This is a genomic window from Bradyrhizobium sp. Y36 (assembly GCF_002531575.1).
Classification (GTDB): domain Bacteria; phylum Pseudomonadota; class Alphaproteobacteria; order Rhizobiales; family Xanthobacteraceae; genus Bradyrhizobium.
This window is the reverse complement of the sequence record NZ_NWTI01000022.1, coordinates 37,928-62,360: the sequence shown is the minus strand read 5'-3', so window position 1 is coordinate 62,360 and position 24,433 is coordinate 37,928. Positions and strand designations below refer to the sequence as shown.

General features: G+C 65.9%; 22 protein-coding genes and 1 tRNA gene. 10 read left to right on the top strand and 13 right to left on the bottom strand.

Features of this window, described 5'->3' with window-relative positions:
- The first annotated feature begins 79 nt into the window (after positions 1-79).
- The 5 genes from CO669_RS28985 (at position 80) to trxA (ending at position 8,492) form a co-directional block, all read left to right on the top strand.
- Positions 80-397, top strand: coding sequence for a PilZ domain-containing protein (locus CO669_RS28985; protein WP_063198916.1), 318 nt, complete (start codon positions 80-82; stop codon positions 395-397).
- A 117-nt stretch (positions 398-514) separates the two neighbouring features.
- On the top strand, positions 515-1,237 hold the full coding sequence (locus CO669_RS28980; RefSeq protein WP_097663344.1) for a nucleotidyltransferase family protein: 723 nt from the start codon (positions 515-517) through the stop codon (positions 1,235-1,237).
- A 216-nt stretch (positions 1,238-1,453) separates the two neighbouring features.
- Positions 1,454-4,600, top strand: a complete 3,147-nt coding sequence (gene addB / locus CO669_RS28975) for a double-strand break repair protein AddB (protein WP_097663343.1) — start codon at positions 1,454-1,456, stop codon at positions 4,598-4,600.
- Positions 4,594-8,103, top strand: coding sequence for a double-strand break repair helicase AddA (gene addA, locus CO669_RS28970; protein WP_198964315.1), 3,510 nt, complete (start codon positions 4,594-4,596; stop codon positions 8,101-8,103). The genes addB and addA overlap by 7 nt, the downstream gene beginning before the upstream one ends.
- 68 nt (positions 8,104-8,171) lie before the next feature.
- Positions 8,172-8,492, top strand: coding sequence for a thioredoxin (trxA, locus tag CO669_RS28965; protein WP_007598398.1), 321 nt, complete (start codon positions 8,172-8,174; stop codon positions 8,490-8,492).
- Between the two features lie 62 nt (positions 8,493-8,554).
- On the opposite strand, the gene CO669_RS28960 is transcribed toward trxA, so the two are convergent.
- The 12 genes from CO669_RS28960 to aroA all read right to left on the bottom strand — a co-directional run bounded on the left by CO669_RS28960 (position 8,555) and on the right by aroA (position 20,701).
- Positions 8,555-9,295 carry a metallophosphoesterase family protein gene (locus tag CO669_RS28960; RefSeq protein ID WP_097663341.1) on the bottom strand — a complete coding sequence of 247 codons (741 nt, stop codon included), beginning with the start codon at positions 9,293-9,295 and terminating at the stop codon, positions 8,555-8,557.
- 105 nt (positions 9,296-9,400) lie between these two features.
- Entirely contained in the window at positions 9,401-10,732 is a 1,332-nt protein-coding gene (locus CO669_RS28955; RefSeq protein ID WP_097663340.1) for a bifunctional folylpolyglutamate synthase/dihydrofolate synthase, read from the bottom strand.
- Positions 10,729-11,670: an acetyl-CoA carboxylase, carboxyltransferase subunit beta gene (gene accD, locus CO669_RS28950; RefSeq protein ID WP_097663339.1), complete on the bottom strand. Its 942-nt coding sequence runs from the start codon at positions 11,668-11,670 to the stop codon at positions 10,729-10,731. Before accD ends, CO669_RS28955 begins: the two co-directional genes overlap by 4 nt.
- Before the next feature lie 110 nt (positions 11,671-11,780).
- On the bottom strand, positions 11,781-12,617 hold the full coding sequence (trpA, locus tag CO669_RS28945) for a tryptophan synthase subunit alpha (protein ID WP_097663338.1): 837 nt from the start codon (positions 12,615-12,617) through the stop codon (positions 11,781-11,783).
- On the bottom strand, positions 12,614-13,828 hold the full coding sequence (trpB, locus tag CO669_RS28940) for a tryptophan synthase subunit beta (RefSeq protein ID WP_097663337.1): 1,215 nt from the start codon (positions 13,826-13,828) through the stop codon (positions 12,614-12,616). The genes trpA and trpB overlap by 4 nt, the downstream gene beginning before the upstream one ends.
- Positions 13,825-14,484 carry a phosphoribosylanthranilate isomerase gene (locus tag CO669_RS28935; RefSeq protein ID WP_097663336.1) on the bottom strand — a complete coding sequence of 220 codons (660 nt, stop codon included), beginning with the start codon at positions 14,482-14,484 and terminating at the stop codon, positions 13,825-13,827. Before CO669_RS28935 ends, trpB begins: the two co-directional genes overlap by 4 nt.
- Before the next feature lie 65 nt (positions 14,485-14,549).
- Complete coding sequence (locus CO669_RS28930) at positions 14,550-14,942, bottom strand: lipopolysaccharide assembly protein LapA domain-containing protein (protein ID WP_097663335.1); 393 nt, start codon at positions 14,940-14,942, stop codon at positions 14,550-14,552.
- A 75-nt stretch (positions 14,943-15,017) separates the two neighbouring features.
- Complete coding sequence (locus tag CO669_RS28925) at positions 15,018-15,323, bottom strand: integration host factor subunit beta (RefSeq protein WP_007598410.1); 306 nt, start codon at positions 15,321-15,323, stop codon at positions 15,018-15,020.
- Positions 15,324-15,495: 172 nt separating this feature from the next.
- Positions 15,496-16,476 carry a signal peptide peptidase SppA gene (gene sppA, locus CO669_RS28920; RefSeq protein ID WP_097663334.1) on the bottom strand — a complete coding sequence of 327 codons (981 nt, stop codon included), beginning with the start codon at positions 16,474-16,476 and terminating at the stop codon, positions 15,496-15,498.
- 281 nt (positions 16,477-16,757) lie between these two features.
- Positions 16,758-18,464 carry a 30S ribosomal protein S1 gene (gene rpsA / locus CO669_RS28915; RefSeq protein WP_100178633.1) on the bottom strand — a complete coding sequence of 569 codons (1,707 nt, stop codon included), beginning with the start codon at positions 18,462-18,464 and terminating at the stop codon, positions 16,758-16,760.
- A gap of 264 nt (positions 18,465-18,728) precedes the next feature.
- Positions 18,729-19,367 carry a (d)CMP kinase gene (gene cmk, locus CO669_RS28910; protein WP_097663332.1) on the bottom strand — a complete coding sequence of 213 codons (639 nt, stop codon included), beginning with the start codon at positions 19,365-19,367 and terminating at the stop codon, positions 18,729-18,731.
- Positions 19,364-20,701 (bottom strand): 3-phosphoshikimate 1-carboxyvinyltransferase, encoded by a 1,338-nt coding sequence (gene aroA, locus CO669_RS28905; RefSeq protein WP_097663331.1) that lies wholly within the window; start codon positions 20,699-20,701, stop codon positions 19,364-19,366. Before aroA ends, cmk begins: the two co-directional genes overlap by 4 nt.
- A 160-nt stretch (positions 20,702-20,861) precedes the next feature.
- Here aroA and CO669_RS28900 point away from each other — a divergent pair, with 160 nt between their 5' ends.
- From CO669_RS28900 to CO669_RS28890, 3 genes are all read left to right on the top strand, one after another.
- Positions 20,862-21,272, top strand: coding sequence for a TIGR02300 family protein (locus CO669_RS28900; RefSeq protein WP_097663330.1), 411 nt, complete (start codon positions 20,862-20,864; stop codon positions 21,270-21,272).
- Between the two features lie 95 nt (positions 21,273-21,367).
- Positions 21,368-21,443, top strand: a tRNA-Ala gene (locus CO669_RS28895).
- A gap of 157 nt (positions 21,444-21,600) precedes the next feature.
- The gene (locus CO669_RS28890) at positions 21,601-21,837 is read left to right on the top strand and encodes a GIY-YIG nuclease family protein (protein WP_097663329.1); all 237 of its coding nucleotides are present in this window, start codon (positions 21,601-21,603) and stop codon (positions 21,835-21,837) included.
- A gap of 8 nt (positions 21,838-21,845) precedes the next feature.
- Here CO669_RS28890 and CO669_RS28885 read toward each other — a convergent pair whose 3' ends face one another.
- Positions 21,846-22,307 (bottom strand): MarR family winged helix-turn-helix transcriptional regulator, encoded by a 462-nt coding sequence (locus CO669_RS28885; RefSeq protein WP_097663328.1) that lies wholly within the window; start codon positions 22,305-22,307, stop codon positions 21,846-21,848.
- A gap of 152 nt (positions 22,308-22,459) precedes the next feature.
- Between CO669_RS28885 and CO669_RS28880 the strand changes: the two genes are divergently transcribed.
- Both CO669_RS28880 and CO669_RS28875 read left to right on the top strand, forming a co-directional pair.
- Positions 22,460-22,885 carry an organic hydroperoxide resistance protein gene (locus tag CO669_RS28880; protein ID WP_097663327.1) on the top strand — a complete coding sequence of 142 codons (426 nt, stop codon included), beginning with the start codon at positions 22,460-22,462 and terminating at the stop codon, positions 22,883-22,885.
- Between the two features lie 177 nt (positions 22,886-23,062).
- Entirely contained in the window at positions 23,063-24,268 is a 1,206-nt protein-coding gene (locus CO669_RS28875) for a CaiB/BaiF CoA transferase family protein (protein ID WP_097663326.1), read from the top strand.
- Positions 24,269-24,433: the final 165 nt, after the last annotated feature.

The following is a 24,433-nucleotide window of genomic DNA, read 5'->3' as shown; positions in this document are numbered from 1 at the left end:
CCGATTTACCGGCTGTTAGCCAAGACGGCGGTATTCTGGCGGCGAGGCAGCCGGGAGATTACGGGGCTGGAGCGGGCAGATGGCGGTAAAGACTGACCAGCGTGGCAACAGCCGGGTCGTTTTCGAGCGTGGGATTCCGGCCCAGATGATGGGTATCGACGGGACCTGGCGGCGCGAATGCACCATGGAGGACGTCTCCGACAGCGGCGCCAAGCTGACCATCGACGGCTCGGTCGAGGGCCTGCATCTGAAAGAATTCTTCCTGCTGCTGTCGTCCACCGGGCTGGCCTACCGGCGCTGCGAGCTCGCCTGGGTCAATGGCGACCAGATCGGCGTCAATTTCCTGAAGGTCGGCGACAAGAAGAAAAAGGCGCGTTCCACAGCCGTCGGGGCATGACGGCAACACCCGTCGTACAACCGTCACGGCGGGTGGTTAAGGCGGTTGAGATGCGGTGCGGCTGATCGAACCTCGTGTTAGGATTGCTGCGAACGCGAAGGTCTGAGAAAGCGAAGGATGTCCGTCAAACCGACCAAAGCCATGGTGCTCGCCGCAGGGTTCGGCCTGCGCATGCGTCCGCTGACGGACAAGATGCCGAAGCCGATGGTGCCGGTCGCCGGCCAGCCGCTGCTCGACCACGTGCTCGACAAGCTCGGCCAGGCCGGCGTGACCGACGCGGTGGTCAACGTGCATTACCTGCCGGATCAGATCATCGATCACACCGCTTCGCGCCAGCATCCGCGCGTGACCATTTCGGACGAACGCGACCAGGTGCTCGGCACCGGCGGTGGCGTGGTCAAGGCGCTGCCGTTGCTCGGCGATGCGCCATTCTACCATGTCAATTCCGACACGCTGTGGATCGACGGCGTGCGCTCGAACCTGACGCGGCTGGCCGAGAACTTCGACCCCGCGCGGATGGACATCCTGCTGCTGATGGCGCCGACCGCAACCAGCATCGGCTATAGCGGTCGGGGCGATTACGGCATGCTGCCCGATGGCGCGCTGCGCAAGCGCAAGGAAAAAGAGGTCGTTCCGTTCGTCTATGCCGGTGCTGCGATCCTGTCGCCGTCGATCTTCGATGGCGCGCCGCAGGGCGAATTCTCGCTGACCAAGATGTTCGACCGCGCGGGCGAGCAGGAGCGGCTGTTCGGCCTCCGCCTCGACGGCGTCTGGATGCATGTCGGCACCCCCGACGCCGTGCACGCCGCGGAAGAGGCGTTTCTGGAGAGCGTGGCTTAAGGTCAGCCTCGAAGACGGTGCCGTGGGGTGGGCAAAGCGAAGCGTGCCCACCACCTGATGCCGTCGGGGAAAAGTCGTGGGCACGGCGCAAGTGCGCCTTTGCCCACCCTACGGCACCTCGCCTAGTCCGTCGAACAACGGGGACTATCTCCCCTCCACCCATGACCATTCGACCTCGCCTCCCTATATTGCCTGATCCTTCGAATCAGGCAGCTCATGCGCGTCTTCAGCGTTCCCATCTCAGTTCCATTCCTGCGCACGGTCGTTGCGGCCCTGCTCGAGGGACGGCTGGTCGAGGGATTCGAAGCGCGCAAGGAGCCGGCGCGGCTGGCGGACGCCACGCTGTACCTGCCGACGCGGCGCGCGATGCGCGTCGTGCGCGAGATCTTCCTCGACGAGATGAAGACCGATGCCGTCGTGCTGCCGCGCATCGTCGCGCTCGGCGACATCGACGAGGACGAGCTCGCCTTCGCCGATGAAGCCGAGCAGTTTTCCGGCGCGACGCCGCTCGAGATTCCGCCGCGGCTCGGCGAGCTCGAACGCCGGCTGACACTGGCGCAGCTTGTCGCCGCCTGGGCCAAGGGCCCGGTGCTGTCGCCGCTGGTGGTCGGCAGCCCCGCCTCGACGCTGGCGCTGGCCGGCGATCTCGCGCGCCTGATCGACGACATGGTCACGCGCGGCGTCGACTGGAACGCGCTCGACGGCCTCGTGCCTGACATGCTCGACCGCTATTGGCAGCACTCGCTCGAATTCCTGCGCATCGCACGCATCGCCTGGCCCCAGCATCTCGCCGAGATCAACCGGATCGAACCGGCGGCGCGGCGCGATCTCCTGATCGCGGCGGAAGCCAAACGGCTGACCGCGCATCCGCACGGACCGGTGATCGCGGCGGGTTCGACCGGCTCGATGCCGGCCACCGCGAAATTCCTGCATGCCGTCGCCTCGCTGCCGCATGGCGCCGTGGTGCTGCCCGGCCTCGACACCGATCTCGACGACGATGCCTGGCGCAGCATCGGCGGCGTGCGCGACGGGTTCGGCAAATTCGTGGAGCACCCGGCATCGAACCATCCGCAATACGCGATGCACGCACTGCTGGAGCGCTTCGGCATCAAGCGCGGCGATGTCGAGATTCTCCAGCCGCCTGCAGAAGGCGGCCGCGATCTGCTTGTCTCCGAATCGATGCGGCCTTCCGCCAAGACCGAGGTCTGGCACGACCGGCTGAAGCAGCCGGATGTCGCCGCGAAGATCGCCGGCGGCATGACAAGGCTCGCGGTCGTCGAGGCCCCCAATCCCGAAATGGAGGCGCTCGCGATCGCAATCGCGATGCGCGAAGCACGGCATCTCGACAAGTCCGCCGCGCTGGTGACGCCCGACCGCGCGCTGGCCCGACGCGTGATGGCTGCGCTTACCCGATGGGGCCTCAGTTTCGACGATTCCGGCGGCGACGTGCTGATGGAAACCTCCGCCGGGGTCTTCGCACGCCTCTCCGCAGAGGCCGCGGCGAAGGGGTTGGAGCCGCCGACGCTGCTGGCGATGCTGAAACATCCGCTGTGCCGGCTCGACCGCGCGCCCGGCGCGTGGAAGGCGGCGATCGAGAATCTCGAGCTCGCGGTCTTGCGTGGCACGCGTCCGCCTGCCGGGACCGCCGGTCTCCTGCGCGAATTCAACCGTTTTCGCGAGGAGCTGGCAAAGCTGTGGCGCAGCGAGGCCTCCGCGCTGCACCGCGCCGAACCGCGCGCAAGGCTCAAGGCCGAGGATCTCGATCACATCCAGGCATTGATCGATGCCTTGCAAAAGGCCCTTGCGCCGATCGAGAGCCTGCCGCCGTCGAAGCCATACGACTTCGCCGAGTTCGCGCACCGGCATCGCGAGACCATGATCGCGCTGTCGCGCGACGAGCAGGGCATCCCGCTCGCTTTCGAGGAGCGCGAAGGCCTTGCGCTCGCTGCCGCCTTCGACGATCTCCTGCGCGGCGGCACGGCCAGCGGATTGATGGTGCCGCTGCCCGACTATCCTGACCTGTTCCAGACCGCCTTCGGCGATCGCGCCGTGCGGCGGCGGGATAGGCCCGGCGCGCGCTTGCAGATTTACGGCCCGCTGGAATCGCGTCTGATGCAGGCCGACCGCATCATCGTCGGCGGTTTGATCGAGGGCGTCTGGCCGCCGGCGCCGCGCATCGATCCCTGGCTGAGCCGGCCGATGCGGCATGAGCTTGGTCTCGACCTGCCAGAGCGACGCATCGGCCTTTCCGCCCATGACTTCGCGCAGCTGCTCGGTGGCGGCGAGGTGATCCTCACCCATTCCGCCAAGGCCGGCGGCGCGCCGGCAGTGGCTTCGCGCTTCCTGCATCGGCTGGAGGCGGTCGCGGGCGACGAGCTCTGGAAGACAGCGGTTCGCGCCGGCGAAAAATACGCGCAGTTCGCGGGTGCGCTGGACCAGCCCGACAAGGTCGAGCCGATCAAGCAGCCCGAGCCGCGGCCGCCGCGCGCGACGCGGCCATTGAAGATGTCGGTCACCGCAATCGAGGACTGGCTGCGCGATCCCTATACGATCTACGCAAAGTACATCCTGCGGCTGGATGCGCTCGACCCCGTCGATATGCCGCTCTCGGCCGCCGACCGGGGCTCGGCGATCCACGAGGCGATCGGCGAGTTCACCGAAAGCTACGCGACGCGGCTGCCCGACGATCCCGCTCGCGTGTTGCGCGCGATCGGCGAAAAGCATTTTGCGCCGCTGATGGAACGTCCGGAGGCGCGGGCGCTGTGGTGGCCGCGGTTCCAGCGCATCGCGCGCTGGTTCGGCGAATGGGAGACCGCGCGGCGCGCGGCGATCGAGGCAATCAATGCGGAGACCCGCGGCGAGATTTCGATCAGGCTCGACGACGAGCGCAGCTTCCGCCTCTCCGCCCGCGCCGACCGCATCGAGCGGCGCCAGGGCGGCGGCTACGCCATCCTCGACTACAAGACCGGGCAGCCGCCGACCGGCAAGCAGGTGCGCATGGGCCTGTCACCGCAGCTCACGCTCGAGGCCGCCATCCTCCGCGAAGGCGGGTTTCCTGACATCGACGCGGGCTCCTCCGTGAGCCAGCTCGTCTATGTGCGGCTGAGCGGCAACAATCCGCCCGGCGAAGAGCGCGTCCTCGAGCTCAAATACAAGCAGGGCGACGAGCCGCAGCCGCCGGATACGGCGGCCGCGGAGGCGCGCGCCAAGCTGGAAGCGTTGATCCGCGCCTTCGACGACGAGAATCAGCCGTACACCTCGCTGAACCTGCCGATGTGGACGAACCGCTACGGCGCCTATGACGACCTCGCCCGGATCAAGGAATGGTCTGCGGCCGGCGGATTGGGGATCGAGGAATGGTGAAGCTGCCGCGCCCCATCCCGGACGAGGTGCGCGCGCGGCAGGCGCGTGCCTCCGATCCGACCGCGTCGGCCTTTGTGTCGGCCAATGCCGGCTCGGGCAAGACGCACGTGCTGGTGCAGCGCGTGATCCGCCTGCTGCTGTCAGGCGTGCCGCCGGAAAAGATCCTCTGCATCACCTTCACCAAGGCCGCCGCCGCCAACATGGCCGAGCGCGTGTTCACCACGCTCGGTCATTGGGTGACGCTGGACGACACCGCGCTCGACGCGGCGATCAAGGCGGTCGGCATTCCCCATCCTGATCGAAAAATACGCCGCGAAGCGCGAAAGCTGTTCGCCTGCGCGCTGGAGACGCCGGGCGGCTTGAAGGTGCAGACCATCCACGCGCTCTGCACTCGCCTGCTCCAGCAGTTTCCGTTCGAGGCCAACGTTCCCGCGCGCTTTGCCGTCATCGACGAGCGCGACCAGACCGACATGATGGAGCGCGCCAATCTGAAGGTGCTGCTGGAGGCCGCGCGCGCCCCCGACAGCGTCACCGGCCGCGCACTGCTGACGGCGATGGCGAGCGCCGCCGACGTCACCTTCAAGGAAGTCGTGCGCGAGGCTTGCCTGAGCCGTGACCATTTCATGGCCTGGACCGACGAAGCCGGCGACGCGGAGGCTGCTGCCGCGCAGATGGCGGCGACGCTGGGCGTGAGCGCAAGCGACCGCATCGAGGACGTCGAAACAGAGATTCTCGACGGCCCGTATTTGCCGCGCTCGCGCTGGGACGACATCGCCTTTGCGCTCGAGGACGGCAGCAAGTCCGACAACGACCAGGCGCGCCGACTTCGCGAGGCAAAAGTGTTTTCGGGCGCGGCGCAGGTCGACGCCTATCTCGGCGTCTTCCTCACCGACGAAAAGCTGCCGCGCAAGGCGGTGCTGACCAAGAAGTTCGGCGAGCACAATCCCTCGGTCGCGCGCCTGTTCGAGAACGAGGCGCAGCGCCTCAGCGGATTGGTCGAGAAGCGCCGCGCCGTGACCATGCGCGACCGCACCGCGGCCCTGCTGCATATCGCGACCGCGGCCGCCGCGAACTATCGCCGCGAGAAGCAGGAGCGCGGCCTGCTCGACTACGACGACCTCATCGACAAGACGCTGGCGATGCTGAACCGCGTCTCCTCGGGATGGGTGCATTACAAGCTCGACCGCGGCGTCGATCACGTCCTGATCGACGAGGCGCAGGACACCAGCCCGCGGCAATGGGATATCGTCGCGCACATCATCTCCGAGTTCACCGCCGGAGAAGGCGCGCGCGAGGGACTGAGCCGCACCGTCTTCGCCGTCGGCGACGAGAAGCAGTCGATCTTCTCGTTCCAGGGGGCCGACCCGCACGAATTCGATGCGCGCAAGCGGGAGTTGGACCGCAAGTTCAAATCTGCCGGGCTCAAGTTCGACCCGGTCGCCTTCACCTATTCGTTTCGCTCGGGCGCCACGATCCTGCACTCGGTCGACCACGTCTTCCGCGATCCCCAGATCTACAAGAGCATCCATTCGATCGACATCGGCCACCCGCTGCACAATTCGCTCAGCGATGCCGGTCCGAGCGTTGTCGAGCTCTGGGATCTCGCGGAAGCCGACGACCGGCAGGAGATCGAGGGCTGGCGCGCGCCATTCGACGGCGTCGCCGCCACGAGCCCCGAGGTCAAGCTTGCCCGCCGCATCCAGGCCGAGATCAAGCGGCTGGTCGAGAGCGGCACGCTGACCGGACATGCGGGCGAGCGCCGGCCGCTGCGCTATGGCGACATGCTGATCCTGGTGCGCCGCCGCGGCAATGCGTTCGACGCCGTGATCCAGGCGCTGAAGCACGCGGGCGTTCCGGTCGCCGGTGCCGACCGGTTGAAGCTGACCGAGCACATCGGCATCATCGATCTGATGAACCTCGCGGATGCTCTGCTGCTGCCGCAGGACGATCTGGCGCTGGCGGTGGCGCTGAAGAGCCCACTGTTTGGCCTCGACGACGACGATCTGTTTCAGCTCGCCCATAGCCGCAAGGGTTCGCTGCGCCGCGCGCTCGGTGAGCATGCGGCCGGAAGCGAGAGGTTCGCAACCGTGCTGCGGCGCCTCGAAGCCTGCGAGATGCGCGCCCGCGAGGAGACGCCATTCGCCTTCTACGCCTGGCTGCTCGGCGGCGACGGCGGTCGTGCACGCATTCTGCGCCGTCTCGGCCATGAGGCCAACGACGCGCTCGACGAGTTCCTGGAGCTGGCGCTGAACTATGAGCGCAAGGCGCCGGCCTCGCTGCAGGGCTTCATGGCCTGGCTGCGCTCGGCCGACACCGAGGTGAAGCGCGACATGGAGATCTCGCGCGACGAGGTGCGGGTGATGACCGTGCACGGCGCCAAGGGCCTCGAGGCTTCAGTCGTGTTCATGGTCGACACGACGTCGTCCCCCGCAGATTCGCAGCGGGTGCGGCTGATCCACGTGCCGCGCGGCAACGGCGGCGAGGTCGTGGTCTGGGCCGGCCGCAAGGCCGACGACCCCAAGCCCGTCGCGGACGCGCGCAAGGCCATGCTCGAGGAGACCGAGGACGAGTATCGCCGCCTGCTTTATGTCGCGATGACACGCGCGGCGGACCGGCTGATCGTCGGCGGCTGCATGCCCGGCAATATGAGGACGGTTCGCAAGCTGAGCTGGTATGACCTCATCGACACCGGGCTCGCCGGCTCGGGCCTGGACAAGCAAATCATCGAGACGCCGTTCGGCAAGGTCACCCGATTCGCCCGTCCGGAAGATGTGGCGGCGCTGGGCACGCCGGCGGCGTCCGTGGACGCAACAGTCGCGTTGCCGGACTGGCTGCGAACGCGGGCTCCGCGTGAAGCCGTCGAGGACGAGCCCGTGCGCCCGTCCGGCCAGTCGGCTGAGGCGGGACGCAGTGTACGATCAGGCGAGTCGGTCCAGTCCCGCGCGCTCGCATTGCAGCGTGGCACGCTGGTGCACCGGCTGCTGCAATCCCTGCCTGAGATCGCCCCGGAGCGCCGGCGCGAGGCCGCGCTCGGCTTCATGGCGCGCAACGCTGCGGACTGGGCGGAAGCCGATCGCACCGCGCTGGCCGACAAAGTGCTCGCCTTGATCATCGAGCCGCGCTTTGCAGCGGTCTTTGCCAATGGCAGCCGGGCGGAAGCCGCCATCGCCGGCCGGCTGGAGCGACCGGGCCGCGCCCCGGCATTGGTTTCGGGGCAGATCGACCGGCTGGTCGTTCGGCCGGATGAGGTTCTGATCGTCGATTTCAAGACCAACCAGGCCGCGCCGAAGAGCGCGGCTGAAGCGCCTGTCGCCTATGTCCGGCAGCTTGCGCTGTACCGGGCGGTGCTGACGCGGCTTTATCCCCAAAAGCCCATCCGGGCTGTCCTGCTCTGGACCGAGGCCCTTGAATATATGGAGATTTCAGCCCCCGCGCTGGACGCGGCGCTGGCATCCCTTCATCTCGGTGTGAGCGTCCTTGACCCGGCAAGGAGCCGTTCATAGGTTGACCCCATGATCCCGGGCGCGATTCCCGTGCGCGCCGATTCTTTCAACCGAGTGAGGTACTCCCAATGGCCGTTGGCAAGGTTTCTGACACCGATTTCGAAGCCGAAGTGCTCAAGGCGAACGGCCCCGTGGTCGTCGATTTCTGGGCCGAGTGGTGCGGCCCCTGCCGCATGATCGCACCCGCCCTCGACGAGATCGCCGGCGCGATGGGGGACAAGGTCAAGATCGTGAAGCTCAACGTCGACGAGAGCCCGAAGACCGCCTCCAAGTACGGCGTGATGTCGATCCCGACTCTCATGATCTTCAAGGGCGGCGAGATGGCCTCCCGCCAGGTCGGCGCCGCGCCGAAGGCGAAGCTGCAGCAGTGGATCACGTCGGCGGTGTGATCCGCAGCGCCTCCGAAGAGTTTGTGCAACGGCCGGCGTCACGCCGGCCGTTTTGTTTTGCGCTACGCGATCCAGCCCGTCGCCAGCGCGTTCGCGAGCTCCGGCTGATTGTTGCGGCGGGCGAGCGCGGCCATCGCCTCGTGGTCATAGACGATGCTGCGGAACGTCACTTGCCAACTTCCGTTCGTCAGCTCGAGGATCGCATAGCGCGCGTGCGGCGTGCCGGCCTCGACGACATGCGGGACCGGGTGCTTGTCGCGATAACCGGGGCTGCCGACGCTGCCGGGATTGACGATCAGCCGGCCGTCGCGCAGACGCACGGCACGGGCGAGATGGGTGTGGGCGCAGAGGATCAGGGATTGATTGATGCCCAACGCGAACTGCTCGATGCGATCAAGCGGCGACAGCGCCACCGCGCCGTCGGGGTACACGGTGTCGAGCCAATAGACTTCGTCGTTCCCGGGCGTCGCATGGCAGAGGAACACCTGGTCGCGAAACACCCGCGTCATCGGTTGCGCGCGCAGCCAGTCGAGCTGCGCGGCGTTGAGCGCCGCATGGGCGGGACGATCCCACGAACCCATCTTCTCCGGCGGACGGTCGAGCAGATAGCGGTCATGGTTGCCGAGCACGTGCACGGCATCGAGCGGCATCAGCATCTCGATGGTGCGGCGTGCGTCGAGCGGACCGCTGAGCATGTCGCCGAGATTGACGATGTCGGTGATATCGCGTGCGCGGATGTCGGCGAGCACCGCCTCCAGCGCGAGGTAGTTGCCGTGGACGTCGGCGATGGCGGCAAAACGCATTGGGCACTCCCGTAGCCTGGATGGAGCGCAGCGTAATCCGGGGCCTTCAGCGCCTATGGCACGATTCCCGGATTGCGCTGCGCTCCATCCGGGCTACGCGATCAGCTATGCAGGAGGCGTGCCGTTGATCGCAAGCACGTGGCCGGCCAGATACAGCGAGCCAGTGATCAGAATGCGCGGCGGCACCTCGTAGGCGAGCTTCGACAGGCCGCGCAGCGCGGCTTCGATGCCGGGTGCGATCTCGACGCGCATGCCGAGGCTGCGCGCGGTATCCGCAAGCCGATCGACCGGCATCGCATTCTCCGTGTCGGGAATCGGCACCGCGATGATGTGACGGGTGAGGCCGGCGAAATTGGCAAGGAAACCCTGCGCGTCCTTGTTGGCCATCATGCCCGCGACGACCACCAGCGGCCGCGACACCCGCTCTTCGAGATCGCCGAGCGCGGCCGCGGCGACGCGGCCGCCCTCGGCATTGTGACCGCCGTCGAGCCAGATTTCCGAACCTTGCGGACCCCACGCGAGCAGCTCACCCGAGGTGATGCGCTGCATCCGCGCCGGCCATTCGGCACCGACGATGCCGGCCTCGAACGCGGCCTGGCTCACCTTGAAATGGGGGATCGCGCGCAACGTTGCGACGGCAAGGCCGGCATTTGCGAATTGGTGGCGGCCGAACAGACGCGGCGCCGGAAGGTCCATCAGGCCGCGGTCGTCGGAATAGACCAGGCGACCACGCTCGACATTGACGTGCCAGCTCTCGTTCGCGGCAAACAGCGGCGCGCGCACGCGCTTGGCCTGCGCCTCGATCACCGCCATCGCCTCCGGCATCTGCTCGGCGCAAATCGCGGGCACGCCGCGCTTGATGATCGCGGCCTTCTCGCCGGCGATCGACGCCAGCGTATCCCCCAGGAAATCCATATGGTCCATGCTGACCGGCGTGATCACGCACGCCGCAGGCGCATCGACGACATTGGTCGAATCGAGCCGACCGCCGAGGCCGACTTCAAGCAGCACCACATCGGCGGGGTTTTGCGCGAACAAAATAAAAGCCGCGGCGGTCTTCAGCTCGAACACCGTTGCCGGCTCTCCGGCATTGACGCGCTCGACCTCTTCCAGCGCCGCGCGCAACTCATCGTCGCCGACGAGCACCCCGCCGAGCCGGAAACATTCGTTGATGTGGACGAGGTAGGGCGAGGTGTAGGCGTGGACGCGCAAGCCCGCCGCCTCCAACGTCGCGCGCAGATAGGCAACGGTCGAGCCCTTGCCGTTGGTGCCGGCGACGTGGATCACCGGCGGCAGCTTGCGTTCGGGGTGGCCGAGCCGCTCGAGCAGGCGATGCATCCGCTCGAGGCCGAGATCGATGCGCTTCTGATGCAGGGCCGACAGCCGCCCGATCAATTCGCCGAGCGGCGTCTTCGCGCTGTCAGGGGAAGCGTTCACGCGTGGGGCGCAGCCGGCGCCGTCTCAGCGGCCGATACGATCTGTGCCGGGCTCGTGACGGCCTGCATCGGCTTGGACGCATTCTCCTGCGCCGGCGCCTTGGTCAGCAGGCGGCAGAGCCTCGCCAGGGTCGGACGCAGCTCGTGGCGATGCACGACCATGTCGACCATGCCGTGCTCCTTGAGGTACTCGGCGCGCTGGAAACCTTCGGGGAGTTTTTCACGGATGGTCTGCTCGATCACGCGCGCGCCGGCGAACCCGATCAGCGCGCCGGGCTCGGCGATCTGCACGTCGCCGAGCATCGCGTATGAAGCGGTGACGCCGCCGGTGGTCGGGTTGGTCAGCACGACGATATAGGGCTGCTTCGCCTCGCGCAGCATCTGCACCGCGACCGTCGTGCGCGGCATCTGCATCAGCGACAGGATGCCTTCCTGCATGCGCGCGCCGCCGCTGGCCGCGAACACGATGAACGGCGAGCTCTTCTCGACCGCGAGCTCCAGCCCGCGCACGATGGCCTCGCCTGCGGCCATGCCGAGCGAGCCGCCCATGAAATCGAAATCCTGCACGGCGACGACGACGGCGGAGCCTTCGAGCTTGCCGTAGCCGACCTTGATCGCATCATTCAAATTGGTGCGCGCACGGGCGTCCTTGATCCGATCGACGTATTTCTTCTCGTCGCGAAACTTGAGCGGGTCAGGCGTGACGTCGGGCAGCGCGACGTCGAACCAGGTCTCGTTGTCGAAGATCGACTTCAAGCGCGCCACGGCGCCCATACGCATGTGGTAGTTCGAGCCGGGGATGACGAACTGGTTGGCCTCGACGTCCTTGTAGAACACGAGCTGCCCGGAATCCGGACACTTGATCCACAGATTCTCCGGCGTCTCCCGCCGCAGCATGTTGCGGATCTTCGGCCGGACCACATTGGTAAGCCAGTTCATGGTTTGCTCCGATGCGCGACCCCGCTTGGGACCGCCTGAAGGGATATATGGCGGCCGGGCCTTTGCCCGGCAAGCCGCCGTGTCACCCGCTTGGCGAGCGGAATTATGGCCTATTCGGCCGCTTGTTGCGCGCCCTTGACGCCCTGGGCCAGGGCCGCCGTCAACTCCGCGACGGCGTTAACGGTTTTGGCGGTTGCCCGCCCGTCGGCGTCGAGGCTGTTCTTGAGGGCATCGACCAGCGCGGTGCCGACCACCGAACCATTGGCCCGCTCGGCAATGGCGCGCGCCGCCTCCGGCGTGCGGATGCCAAACCCGACGCAGATCGGCAGCCTGGTGTGCCGCTTGATGCGCGCGACGGCTTCGCCGACGGCATTCGCGTCGGCCGCCGCGGCACCGGTGATGCCGGCGATCGAGACGTAATAGACAAAGCCCGATGTGTTCGCGAGCACCGCGGGCAAGCGCTTGTCGTCGGTGGTCGGGGTCGCCAGGCGAATGAAGTTCAGGCCGGCCTTCAGCGCGGGCAGGCAGAGCTCCTCGTCTTCCTCCGGCGGCAAATCGACGATGATCAGGCCGTCAACGCCTGATGTCTTGGCATCAGCCAGGAACTTGTCGACGCCGTAGATGTAGATCGGATTGTAATACCCCATCAGCACCAGCGGCGTAATGTTGTCGTCCTTTCGGAATTCACGCACCAGGTCCAGCGTCTTCCTCAAGGTCATGCCGGCCTTGAGCGCGCGCAGACCCGCAGCCTGAATCGAGGGACCATCCGCCATCGGATCGGTGAAGGGAATGCCGAGTTCGACGACGTCGGCGCCTGCCTTGGGCAGCGCCTTGACGATCTCGAGCGACGTCGCGAGATCGGGGTCGCCGGCCATCACGTAGGTCACGAAGGCCGCGCGGCCCTGCTTCTTCAGTTCGGCGAAACGGGTGTCGATACGCGTGGTCACTTCTTGCCCCTCAGGATGTCGCCGACCTGCGGGACGTCCTTGTCGCCGCGGCCGGAGAGGTTGACGACCATCAGGTGGTCCTTCGGCCGCTTCGGCGCGAGCTCCATCACCTTGGCGATGGCGTGCGCCGGCTCGAGCGCCGGAATGATGCCTTCGAGCTTCGACAGCAGCTGGAACGCGGCAAGCGCCTCGTCATCGGTCGCGGAGAGATAGTTCACGCGACCGACCTCGTGCAGCCAGGAATGCTCGGGGCCGATGCCGGGATAATCGAGGCCAGCCGAGATCGAATGCGCGTCCTGGATCTGGCCGTCGGCATCCATCAGCAAATAGGTGCGGTTGCCGTGCAGCACGCCGGGACGGCCGCCCGCGATCGAAGCCGCATGCAGCTGCGTCAGGCCATGGCCCGCGGCCTCGACGCCGAAGATTTCGACGGAGGGATCGTCGAGGAACGGATGGAACAGGCCCATCGCGTTCGAGCCGCCGCCGATGCAGGCGACCAGCGAATCCGGCAGGCGGCCTTCGATCTCCTGCATCTGCGCCTTGGTCTCGTTGCCGATGATCGACTGGAAATCGCGCACCAGCGTCGGATAGGGATGCGGACCGGCGACCGTGCCGATGCAATAGAAGGTGTTGTGCACGTTGGTGACCCAGTCGCGCAGCGCCTCGTTCATGGCGTCCTTCAGCGTACGGGTGCCCGACTGCACCGGCATCACCGTGGCGCCCAACATCTCCATGCGGATCACGTTTGGCTGCTGCCGCTCGACGTCGACAGCGCCCATGTAGACGATGCATTCGAGCCCGAAGCGCGCACACAGTGTCGCGGTGGCGACGCCGTGCTGGCCGGCGCCGGTCTCGGCGATGATGCGCTTCTTGCCCATCCGCCGCGCCAGCATGATCTGGCCGAGCACGTTGTTCACCTTGTGCGAACCGGTGTGGTTGAGCTCTTCGCGCTTGAGGTAGATCTTGGCGCCGCCGAGATGCTCGGTGAGGCGTTCGGCGAAATACAGCGGCGAGGGCCGGCCGACATAGTTCTTGAGATAGCCGTTCATCTCGCCCTGAAAGGACGGATCGGCCTTGGCCGCGGTGTAGGCCTTCTCCAGATCGAGGATCAGCGGCATCAGCGTTTCGGCGACGAAGCGTCCGCCGAAAATGCCGAAATGGCCGCGATCGTCAGGACCGCTGCGATAGGAGTTTGGTTTGGCGATGTTCATCGGACGCTCAACTCTTGAGTGGCGCGCGCGGCGCGAATGAAAGCCTTGATCATTTCGGGGTCCTTGACTCCGGGGGCGCTCTCGATGCCGGAGGACACGTCGACGCCACCGGCGCGGGTGACCCGAACGGCTTCCGCGACGTTGCCCGCATGAAGGCCGCCCGAAACCATATACGGCAGCTTGAGCTCGAGGTTTCCGAGCAGGTGCCAGTCGAAAGGCTCCCCGAGCCCGCCGGGCCGGGTCGCATCCTTCGGCGCGCGCGCGTCGAACAGGATGCGGTCGGCGACAGCGGCATAGCCCGGCAGCACTGCGAGATCGGCCGAGGTCGCGACCGGGACGGCCTTCATCACGGGACGGCCGAACCGCTGCCTGATGTCGCGCAGCCGCGCGACGCTTTCCTGGCCGTGGAGCTGGAAGATATCGGGCGACAGCGCGTCCATGATGTTGTCGAACGTCGCATCGTCGGCATCGACCGTGAGCGCCACCTTGAGCGCGCGGCCCTTCACCTGGCGGCCGAGGTCGCGGCCGACCTCCAGCGAGACATGCCGGGGCGACGGCGGAAAGAACACGAACCCCACCATGTCGGCGCCGGCGTCGAGCGCGACGTCGAGCGTCTCGCGCGTGGACAGGCCGCAGATTTTGACGAGCAGGGACATGGTCTCAATGCAAATGGAGGCCGCAAGCCGCGGCCGGAAAACAGGGTTTTCGGTCGGGGCCGCTTCTACAACGTCGCGCGCTGCTTGTCTCGCCCGACGGGCCCGTAAAGCCCGCCCCCGATCGGGGCGGGAAGGCGCTGGGGCTCGGGCCTTGCCGCGGCCGCCTGGGCCCGTAGATCAGCCAGTTCGCCCCTTGCAGCCCGTGCATCGGCCTCATGCCGGCGCGCGGCGCGTCGCCAATGCCGCTGGCCGAACCAGACGGCACAGCCCCCCGCCACGACGCCCACCGCCGCCACCAGGATCAGCAGCAGAAACAGAGGTAGCGTGATCTCCAATGACGGGTCGTTCGAAATGAAGGGATCGAACGAGACCGTGACAAAATGCCGGTTGGCGACGGCAAACGCCACCAGGATCAGGCCCAGCGGAATCACGATCAGCGCGGTCAGGAACTTTCGCATCGCGATCGCTCGTCTTGAATCAAGCTGGCGGCCGCATCATGCGGCCATTTCGATTACCCCCCGACGACGACGGCCTCAGTCGGGTGCGCCGGGATCCGGATGGTCGCGGTTCAGCCGTTCGCGCATTTCCTTGCCGGTCTTGAAGAACGGAACGCTCTTCTGATCGACAGGCACATGGGCGCCGGTGCGCGGATTACGCCCGGCGCGTGCAGGGCGATGCTTGACCGAGAAGGCACCGAAGCCGCGCAACTCGACGCGATCACCGCGCGCGAGAGCCGCTACGATCTCTTCGAGAATCGCATTCACAATGTTCTCGACATCCCGCTGGTACAGATGCGGGTTGTGCTCGGCGATACGCTGAACAAGTTCGGATTTGATCATCGAGAGATAGGACCCGGGAGCGTGCGGATGACCATTTCCGTGAAAATACCGTGATCTGTCAAGACGCTAAATCAAGATTGAGCGTCGTGAAAATACGTGACAAATGCCGAAAAAGCGGGCTGCCCCGGCACGCGCCAGACGGGAAAAACCTCTGGAACTCGCCCGTCTCCGGTCAGTTTGACGCTGCCGGCTGCCACAACGCCAGCATTCCATCCATTCCGAGCCGATCGACTGCCTGCGCGACGCCGGTTTGCCCGATTTGACGCGCAATCGAGCCCAAACCCAGCGCTTCCAGCGTGACGGCAGCGGCCGTCTTGAGGAACGGCAGATCGCCAAAACGCGGCTGGAGCTTGTAGTCGCGCACGGAAAGACCCTTCTTGACGCCCTTCTGCTCGACCAGCCAGGTCACTGCCGTCTTCTCGTCGCCGAGCTGATCGATCAGCTTGAGATCGATCGCCTGGCGTCCGGTGAAGACACGGCCGTCGGCAACTTTTTCGAGCTGCGTGTCATCCATGCCACGCCGGTCCTTCACCAGCCCTTTGAACCAGGCGTAGGAATCCTTCACCAGCGCATCGAGGGCGGCCCGTGCTTCGGGACTGGTGGGCTCAAAACCGTTGGGCGCGGCCTTCAGCGGCGACGACTTCACCTCCTCGACCTTGACGCCGACGGTCTTCAGCAGCTCGGAGACGTTGGGATATTGGAACAGCACGCCGATCGAGCCGACCAGCGAGCTCTGCTGGGCGATGATGTGGTCGCTGGCAATCGCGGCGATGTAGCCGCCGGAGGCAGCCAGCCCCTCGACCACCACGACGAGCGGCTTCTTCGCTTTCAGCCGGACGAGCGAGTCGTAGAGCTGCTCGGAGCCGGCGGTGGTGCCGCCCGGCGAGTTGATGTGGACGATGACCGCGGCGGCCTGCGAATTCTCCAGCCGCTCCAGCGCCTGCGTGCGATCGGAATCGCTGCGGATCAATCCCTCGATATGAACCCGCGCGATCGAGCCGGCGGATGCGAAAGTGCCGCGCGCGCCGGGCGTCGCAATCAGCGCAAAGCCTGCAATCGCCGCGATCAAGATCAGCGCAGCCATGACGCGCCAGAACGTCAGCTTGCGACGGATCCGGCGGCGATCGACGATGATGTCCGAATCGAGCGACATCGGAATGTCTCCAAATGTAAGGCAGGACGCGTTGTGCCGTCACGGCGTGACCAACGGCTTATCTGGATACATCAATTGCGGCGCAATTTGAAGAAAACAAGGCTGTGAGCGGACTCGGAACGACTGCGTAGCCCGGATGGAGCGCAAGCGTAATCCGGGGCCGTCACAGCGCCGTAAGACCTTCCCGGATTGCGCTTCGCTCCATCCGGGCTACGGGCATCAAGCACAACAAAAAAGCCCCGGCGCGAGCCGGGGCTTTGATGCAGCGAAACCTGTTTCGCTTACTTGCTGTCGCGGTTCTTGAGCGCGGTGCCCAGGATGTCGCCGAGGGTCGCACCCGAATCGGAGGAGCCGTACTGCGCGATGGCTTCCTTTTCTTCGGCGACTTCGAGCGCCTTGATCGACACCTGGACCTTGCGGGCCTTCTTGTCGAACTGGATCACGCGGGCATCGACCTTCTCACCGACGGCGAAGCGTTCGGCGCGCTGGTCGTTGCGGTCACGGGCGAGCTCGGAGCGCTTGATGAAGGTCGAGAAGTCGGTACCGGTGATCTTCACCTCGATACCGCTCTCCTTCACTTCGAGCACTTCGCAGGTCACGACCGCGCCCTTCTTGACATCGCCCGGCTCGGCGAAGGGGTCGCCTTCGAGCTGCTTGATGCCGAGCGAGATACGCTCCTTCTCGACGTCCACATCGAGCACCACGGCCTTCACCATGTCGCCCTTCTTGTAGTTGTCGATCACCTGCTCGCCCGGAAGCTTCCAGTCGAGGTCGGAGAGATGGACCATGCCGTCGACGTCGCCCTCGAGGCCCAGGAACAGACCGAACTCGGTCTTGTTCTTGACTTCGCCCTCGACCACCGAACCGGTCGGGTGACCTTCGACGAAGACCTCCCAGGGGTTGCGCATGGTCTGCTTGAGGCCGAGCGAGATGCGGCGCTTGACGGAATCGACTTCCAGCACCTGCACGTCGACTTCCTGCGAGGTCGAAACGATCTTGCCGGGGTGCATGTTCTTCTTGGTCCACGACATCTCGGAGACGTGGATCAGGCCTTCGATGCCCGGCTCGAGCTCGACGAACGCACCGTAGTCGGTGATGTTTGTGACGCGGCCGGTGAAGCGGGCACCCAGCGGGTACTTGGCTTCGATGCCCTGCCACGGATCGTCCAGCAGCTGCTTCATGCCCAGCGAGATGCGGTGCGTCTCGTGGTTGATCTTGATGATCTTGACCTTCACGGTCTGGCCGATCGAGAGCACCTCGGTCGGGTGGTTGACGCGACGCCACGCGATGTCGGTGACGTGCAGCAGGCCGTCGATGCCGCCGAGATCGACGAACGCACCGTAGTCGGTGATGTTCTTGACCACGCCGTCGATGACCTGACCCTCTTCGAGGTTCTGCACCAGCTCCTGGCGCTGCTCGGCGCGGGTCTCTTCGAGAACCGTGCGGCGCGACACCACGATGTTGCCGCGGCGGCGATCCATCTTGAGGATCTGGAACGGCTGCGAGTTGTTCATCAGCGGCGCAACGTCGCGGATCGGACGGATGTCGACCTGCGAGCGCGGCAGGAAGGCCACGGCACCGTCGAGGTCGACGGTGAAGCCGCCCTTGACCTGGTTGAAGATGACGCCGTTGACCTTCTCGTTGTTCTGGAAGGCCTTCTCGAGCTTGCCCCAGCTCTCTTCGCGGCGCGCCTTGTCGCGCGACAGCACGGCTTCGCCGAGGGCGTTCTCGATGCGATCGAGGAACACTTCAACCTCGTCGCCGACTTTCAGTTCGCTGTCACGGCCGGGGCCGGAAAATTCACGCAGGGCGACGCGGCCCTCGGTCTTCAGGCCGACGTCGATGACGGCCATGTCCTTTTCAATTGCAACCACCTTGCCCTTGACGACGGAACTCTCCTGCAGGTTGCCACCTGCGAAGGACTCGTCGAGCATCGCGGCGAAATCGTCGCGCGACGGGCTATAGGTATCAGCAGAAGTCGAAGCCATTTGTTCTCCAGTTGCGGACGTCTTGCCGGCCGTTGGGTTCATGGGCGCATCGCACGCGCAGTGTCGGAAGGTCCGCAAGACCTTCGAGCGACCGCTCGCGGCTTCGGCTGGCGCCGAAACAGCGGAAGCGGGCCGGCAGGGCCCGCACGTTCGATACGTGGAAATCTTGTGTCCGGAGCCTGGATCGCATCAGTCCCAAGCAGGGACCGAGAGTATCGACCTCAAAGAGCGGGAGCGGGCGCTTCCTCCAATGACGTCTGCGGCTTAACCCCGCGGACGGCCCGCTCGGACGGCCTCGATAATGTCGATGGCGGCCCGGACGCCGCCTTCTATATCCAGTTGGGAGTTATCTAGCAAGTAAGCATCCGGGGCCGGTTTTAAAGGCGCAATCGGCCGGTTCTTGTCGCGTTCGTCGCGCTGGATGATGTCGGCGAGCACGGCCGCCTCGTCGGCCTCCTCGCCCCTCGCCTTGGCTTCCATGGTGCGGCGGCGGGCACGGACCTTGGGATCGGCGACGACGAAGATCTTCACGTCGGCATGCGGGCAGATCACGGTTCCGATATCCCGACCGTCCAGCACCGCTCCGGGGGGGTCGGCGGCGAATTGCCGTTGGAAATTGAGCAGAACCTCGCGGACTCTCGGGATCGCCGAGACGATCGAGGCGCCTTCACCGGCGAGCTGGGTCTTCAGCGCGGGATTGCCGAACTTTTCGGGATCAAGCTCCAGCGCTGCCGCAACCGCGGCCGCCTCGTCGCGGAGATCATGACCTGATTGCATCAGGGCATAGGCGACGGCGCGGTAGATCACGCCGGTATCAAGATGACGATAGCCGTAATGGTGCGCAAGACGCTTGCCGAGCGTCCCCTTGCCCGAGGCCGCGGGCCCGTCGATGGCGATGATCATGAAAACTCGGCCCCTAGCGAACGCATCATCGGAATGAAGTCCGGGAAGCTGGTGGCGATGAAGGCGGTGTCGTCGACGGTCACCGCCTGGTCGGCGGCGCAGCCCATCACCAGCGCGGACATCGCGATGCGATGGTCCATGTGGGTGGCGACCGTGCCGCCGCCGGGAACGTGACCGCGGCCTTCGACGATGAGATCGTCGCCGGAGACCTCGACCTTGACGCCGTTGACGCGCAGCATGGCGGCGGTGGCTTCAAGACGGTCGGATTCCTTGACGCGGAGCTCGTGCAGGCCGCGCATGATGGTGGTGCCCTCGGCGAAGGAGGCCGCCACCGCCAGCACCAGATATTCGTCGATCATCGAGGGCGCACGCTCCGGCGGCACCTCGACTCCGCGCAGTTTCGAGGCGCGCACGCGCAAGCGCGCCATCGGTTCGCCGGCGTCGCCGCGCGCCTCGCTCTCCTCGATCGAGGCGCCCATTTCGCGCAGCGTGGTGAACAGGCCGGTGCGCAGCGGATTGGTCATGACGTCGGACAGGACGACATCGGAGCCCTCGACGATCAGCGCCGCGACCACCGGGAAGGCCGCCGAAGAGGGATCGGCCGGCACCACCACGGTGGCGCCGTGCAGCTCGGGCTGGCCCTTGAGTGTGATACGGCGGCCATGCGTGCCCTCGCGCGCCGAGGAAATATCGGCGCCAAAGTGCTTCAGCATCAATTCGGTATGGTCGCGGCTGGCTTCGGTCTCGATCACAGTCGTGGTGCCGGGGGCGGCAAGGCCCGCCAGCAGCACCGCCGACTTGATCTGGGCCGAGGCGACCGGGGTGGTGTAGGCGATCGGCAGCGGATCGCGCGCGCCCTGGAGGGTGAGGGGCAGGCGGCCGCCCTCGCCACCCGAAATGACCTTCGCACCCATCTTGTCCAGGGGATCGAGGATCCGGCGCATGGGGCGGCTGCGCAGCGAGGCATCGCCGTCGAAAACGGCCGAGATCGGGCAGCCGGCGACGGCGCCCATCACCAGCCGGCAGCCGGTGCCGGAGTTGCCGAAATCGAGCGGCGCCTTGGGTGGGGCAAAGCCCCCGACACCCACGCCATTGACCTTCCAGGCGAAATCGCCGGTGCGCTCGACCCTGGCGCCCAGCGCCTGCATGGATTTGGCCGTGTTGAGGACGTCTTCGCCCTCAAGGAGCCCCGAAATCCGGGTCTCTCCGACCGCGAGCGCGCCCAGGATCAGGGCACGGTGGGAGATCGACTTGTCCCCGGGGACCCGTACTTTCCCGGTCAGGGGACCGCTGGCACGCGACTGGAGCGGCCTGGTTTGGTCGGAATGGGTCACGATTGTGTCCTTGGATTCACCCGCGAGGGGCTGGGGGGCAGGTACCACATGGTCCGGGCCCCGTCACGGGCATGTCGTTCTCCCGTAATGCGCTATTGACAGCGGGCCGCCAACTAGCCAAGTGAAGCACCGCTTTTCAGACATTCCCAGGATTCCTGCCGTGGCCAAGTCCGAACTCGGAACCAAACGTATTTGCCCGACCACGGGCAAGAAGTTCTATGACCTCAACAAGAATCCGGTGATCTCGCCCTATACCGGCGAAGTCGTGCCGATCGCGCCCGTGGCGCCAGCCCGCGTGCCCCGCGGCGCCGAAGCCCGGCACGCGGCGACGGCGGATGCCACGCCGGAGCCGGCCGAGGCCGAAGAGTTGGTCTCCCTCGAGGAGGCCGATGCCGAGGAGAACACCGGCAAGGTCAAGGCCGTCGTGCCCGAGTCCGAGGACGATATCGAGGTCGACGAGACCCTCGACGACGACGATGACGATGATTCGACCTTCATTGCCGACGAGGAAGAGGGCGATGAGGACGTGACCGACATCATTGGTGATGTCGGAGGTGATGAAGAGACTTGAGATCAGCCCAGATCTGTGAAAAAGGGTGCACCGCGCGAGTCGGAAGGCTCGCCGGTCCGGGGTGATCAACCAGGTTCACGCCGGTTAAGGACTAAGGGGCCATAGCTCAGCTGGGAGAGCGCTTGCATGGCATGCAAGAGGTCGGCGGTTCGATCCCGCCTGGCTCCACCAGCCTTCGCTCGCTTCGCGAGCTACGGCTCGGCAAGCCTGGGACAGTCCCTCGTAGCGAAGTGAACGAAGGCTGCCGCGGCGTAGCCCGAAGGGCGAAGCCGGGCTTCATCCGATCCCAAGCGAGTGTAAACTCCCCTCGGCAACCGGGGAGTGCGCCGTGAAGTACGTCTACATTCTTGAGAGCCTCGATTCGCGGCACTTCTATGTTGGGATTACCGACGACCTGCGCGCTCGGCTGATCAAGCACAACGCTGGTGAGGTCCCTCACACCTCGAAATACCGACCTTGGCGTCTGAAGACCTATGTTGCGTTCAGCAACGAGCAGCAGGCCGTCGCCTTCGAGAAGTACCTGAAGTCAGCGTCGGGCCGTGCCTTCGCCAAGAAGCGGCTCTAAGACGCCCCCTACTCCCCGATCACCGCATTCAGCCGATCCCTCAGCGCCACGATCTCGTCCTTCATCGTCACCAGCTCCGACACCGAGCAGTCCGATGCCGCCAGGATCGACTGCGGCACGGCGCGCGCTTTCTCCTTCAACGCATGCCCCTGCGCGGTCAGCGCGATCAGCACCTGGCGCTCGTCCTCACTGGAGCGTGTGCGCTTGACGAGATGGGCCGCCTCCAGCCGCTTGAGCAGCGGCGTCAGCGTGCCCGAATCCAGGAATAGCCGCTCGCCGATATCCTTGACCGGCACGTCGTCGCGCTCCCACAGCACCAGCATCACCAGATATTGCGGATAGGTCAGGCCGAGCCGGTCGAGCAGCGGCTTGTACACCCGGTTGAAGGCGTGCGCGGCCGAATAGACCGCAAAGCAGATCTGGTTGTCGAGCCGCAGCGGCGCGTCCGCTGCCGATGATTTTCGAGGCATGGGAATCTCTAAAGGACTTGTCTCATTCTGGCGCCGCGCGCCGGCACATTCAATTGCGAACAATTAAATGTGAGACCGCGGAATTTCAATTGTGCACAATCTAATTGTCTGCGATATGGATCGCACCCCATCGAAACCCAAGGGAGACGACAATGTCCGTGAACGTCCTCTACAAGACCAGCGCCAAGGCCACCGGCGGCCGCGACGGCCATGCTGCAACCCTCGACGGCGCGCTCGACGTCAAGCTCACCACCCCGAAGGAGCTTGGCGGCGGCGGCGGCGCCGGCAATAATCCCGAACAGCTGTTTGCGGCCGGCTATGCCGCCTGTTTCATCGGCGCGATGAAGTTCGTGGCCTCGCAGGGCGGCCCGAAGGTTCCCGTGGACGCCTCCGTCACCTCGACCGTCGGCATCGGCCCGCGTTCCGAGGGCGGCTTCGGCCTCGATATCGACCTCGCGGTCTCGCTGCCGGGCCTCGCCCGCGCCGAAGCCGAAGCGCTGGTCGCCAAGGCGCACCAGGTGTGCCCCTACTCCAACGCCACGCGCGGCAATGTCGACGTTCGCCTGACGGTCGTCTGACCGGCACGGCGGATTGGCTGGCCCGGGATCCCCCTCGGGCCGGCCGCTTCCGCTCGATTTGCCATGTTGCGGGATAGCCGTGCGGCAGCGCATGCGGCCCTACGCAGCAAGCCATTGCTGGCGCAAAAAAACCTCGCTAGGCCTGTGACCAAACGTCGACACAGGGGAAGCGAAGGCATGAGTTCTGAAGCTGCACTGGGCGCAATGAGCGGGCTGCGCGTCATCGATCTCACGCGCGTGCTCGGCGGTCCCTACTGCACCCAGATCCTCGCCGACCACGGCGCCGACGTGATCAAGGTCGAGCCGCCTGCCGGCGACGAGGTGCGCGAATGGGGCCCTCCCTTCCACGAGGAAGACGCGGCCTATTTCATCGGCATCAACCGCAACAAGCGCTCGATCGGCCTCGACCTCGCCTCCGAGGGCGGCCGCGTCGTGCTGCTGAAGATGCTGGAAACCGCCGACGTCCTGATCGAGAATTTCAAGCCGGGCACGCTGGAGAAATGGGGCATCGGCAATGATGTGCTCAGCCGGAAATTCCCGCGCCTCGTGCATTGCCGGATCTGCGGCTTCGGCGCCGACGGCCCGCGCGGCGGCAATCCCGGCTATGACGCCATCATCCAGGCCATGACCGGCATGATCGCCGCGACCGGCTCGCCCGAGAGCGGGCCGATGCGGATCGGCGTCCCCTTGGTCGACATCACCACCGGACTTTACGCGGCGATCGGCATCCTGATGGCGCTGTCGGAGCGGCAGCGCTCGGGCAAGGGCCAGTTCCTGGAGACGACGCTGTACGAAACCGGCCTTGCCATCATGCATCCGCACACCGCGAACTACTTCATGCATGGCAAGCCGCCCTCGCTCACCGGCAACGAGCACCCCAACCTCGTGCCTTACGCGATCTTCCCGACCAAGACCGACAACATCTTCATCGGCGTCGGCAATGACGGCACCTTCCGCAAGCTCGCCAAGGAGATCGGCAAGCCCGAGCTCGGCACCGACCCGCGCTTTGCCCGCAACAAGGACCGCATCGCCAACCGCGAGGCGCTGCGCGCCGAGCTCGCCGCGGTGTTCAGCCAGCACGAGGCCGAGCCGCTGTGCAATCGCCTGCTGGCCGCAGGCCTGCCCGCCGGGCCCGTGCAGAAGATCGACCAGGCCCTGCAGAACCCGCACACGATCGCGCGCGGCGATATCATCGAGAAGGACTGGTACAAGGGCGTGGCGTCACCGATCCGGCTCGACCGCAGCAAGCCGAGCCTGCGCCGGCTGCCGCCGAAATTCAGCCAGCACTCGGCGGAAGTGCTGGGCGAGTTCGGCTACTCCAAGGCCGAGATCGACGCGATGGTCGAAAAGGGCACGGTCTGCGGCCCCGAGCGCAAGCGCTAGCGGCCACCGCCTCCGTCCAACGAATGATGCCGCACTGCGGCGCGGGCACGATAGTGCACCGCGAACGGAGGAGGCTGCCCGCTTCGTCTTCGCCTATTTGACGACTTCCCATTTAGCAGCGCTTGCTGCTTTCGTTTCTCCCGCTTACACAGTCATGTGAACGTC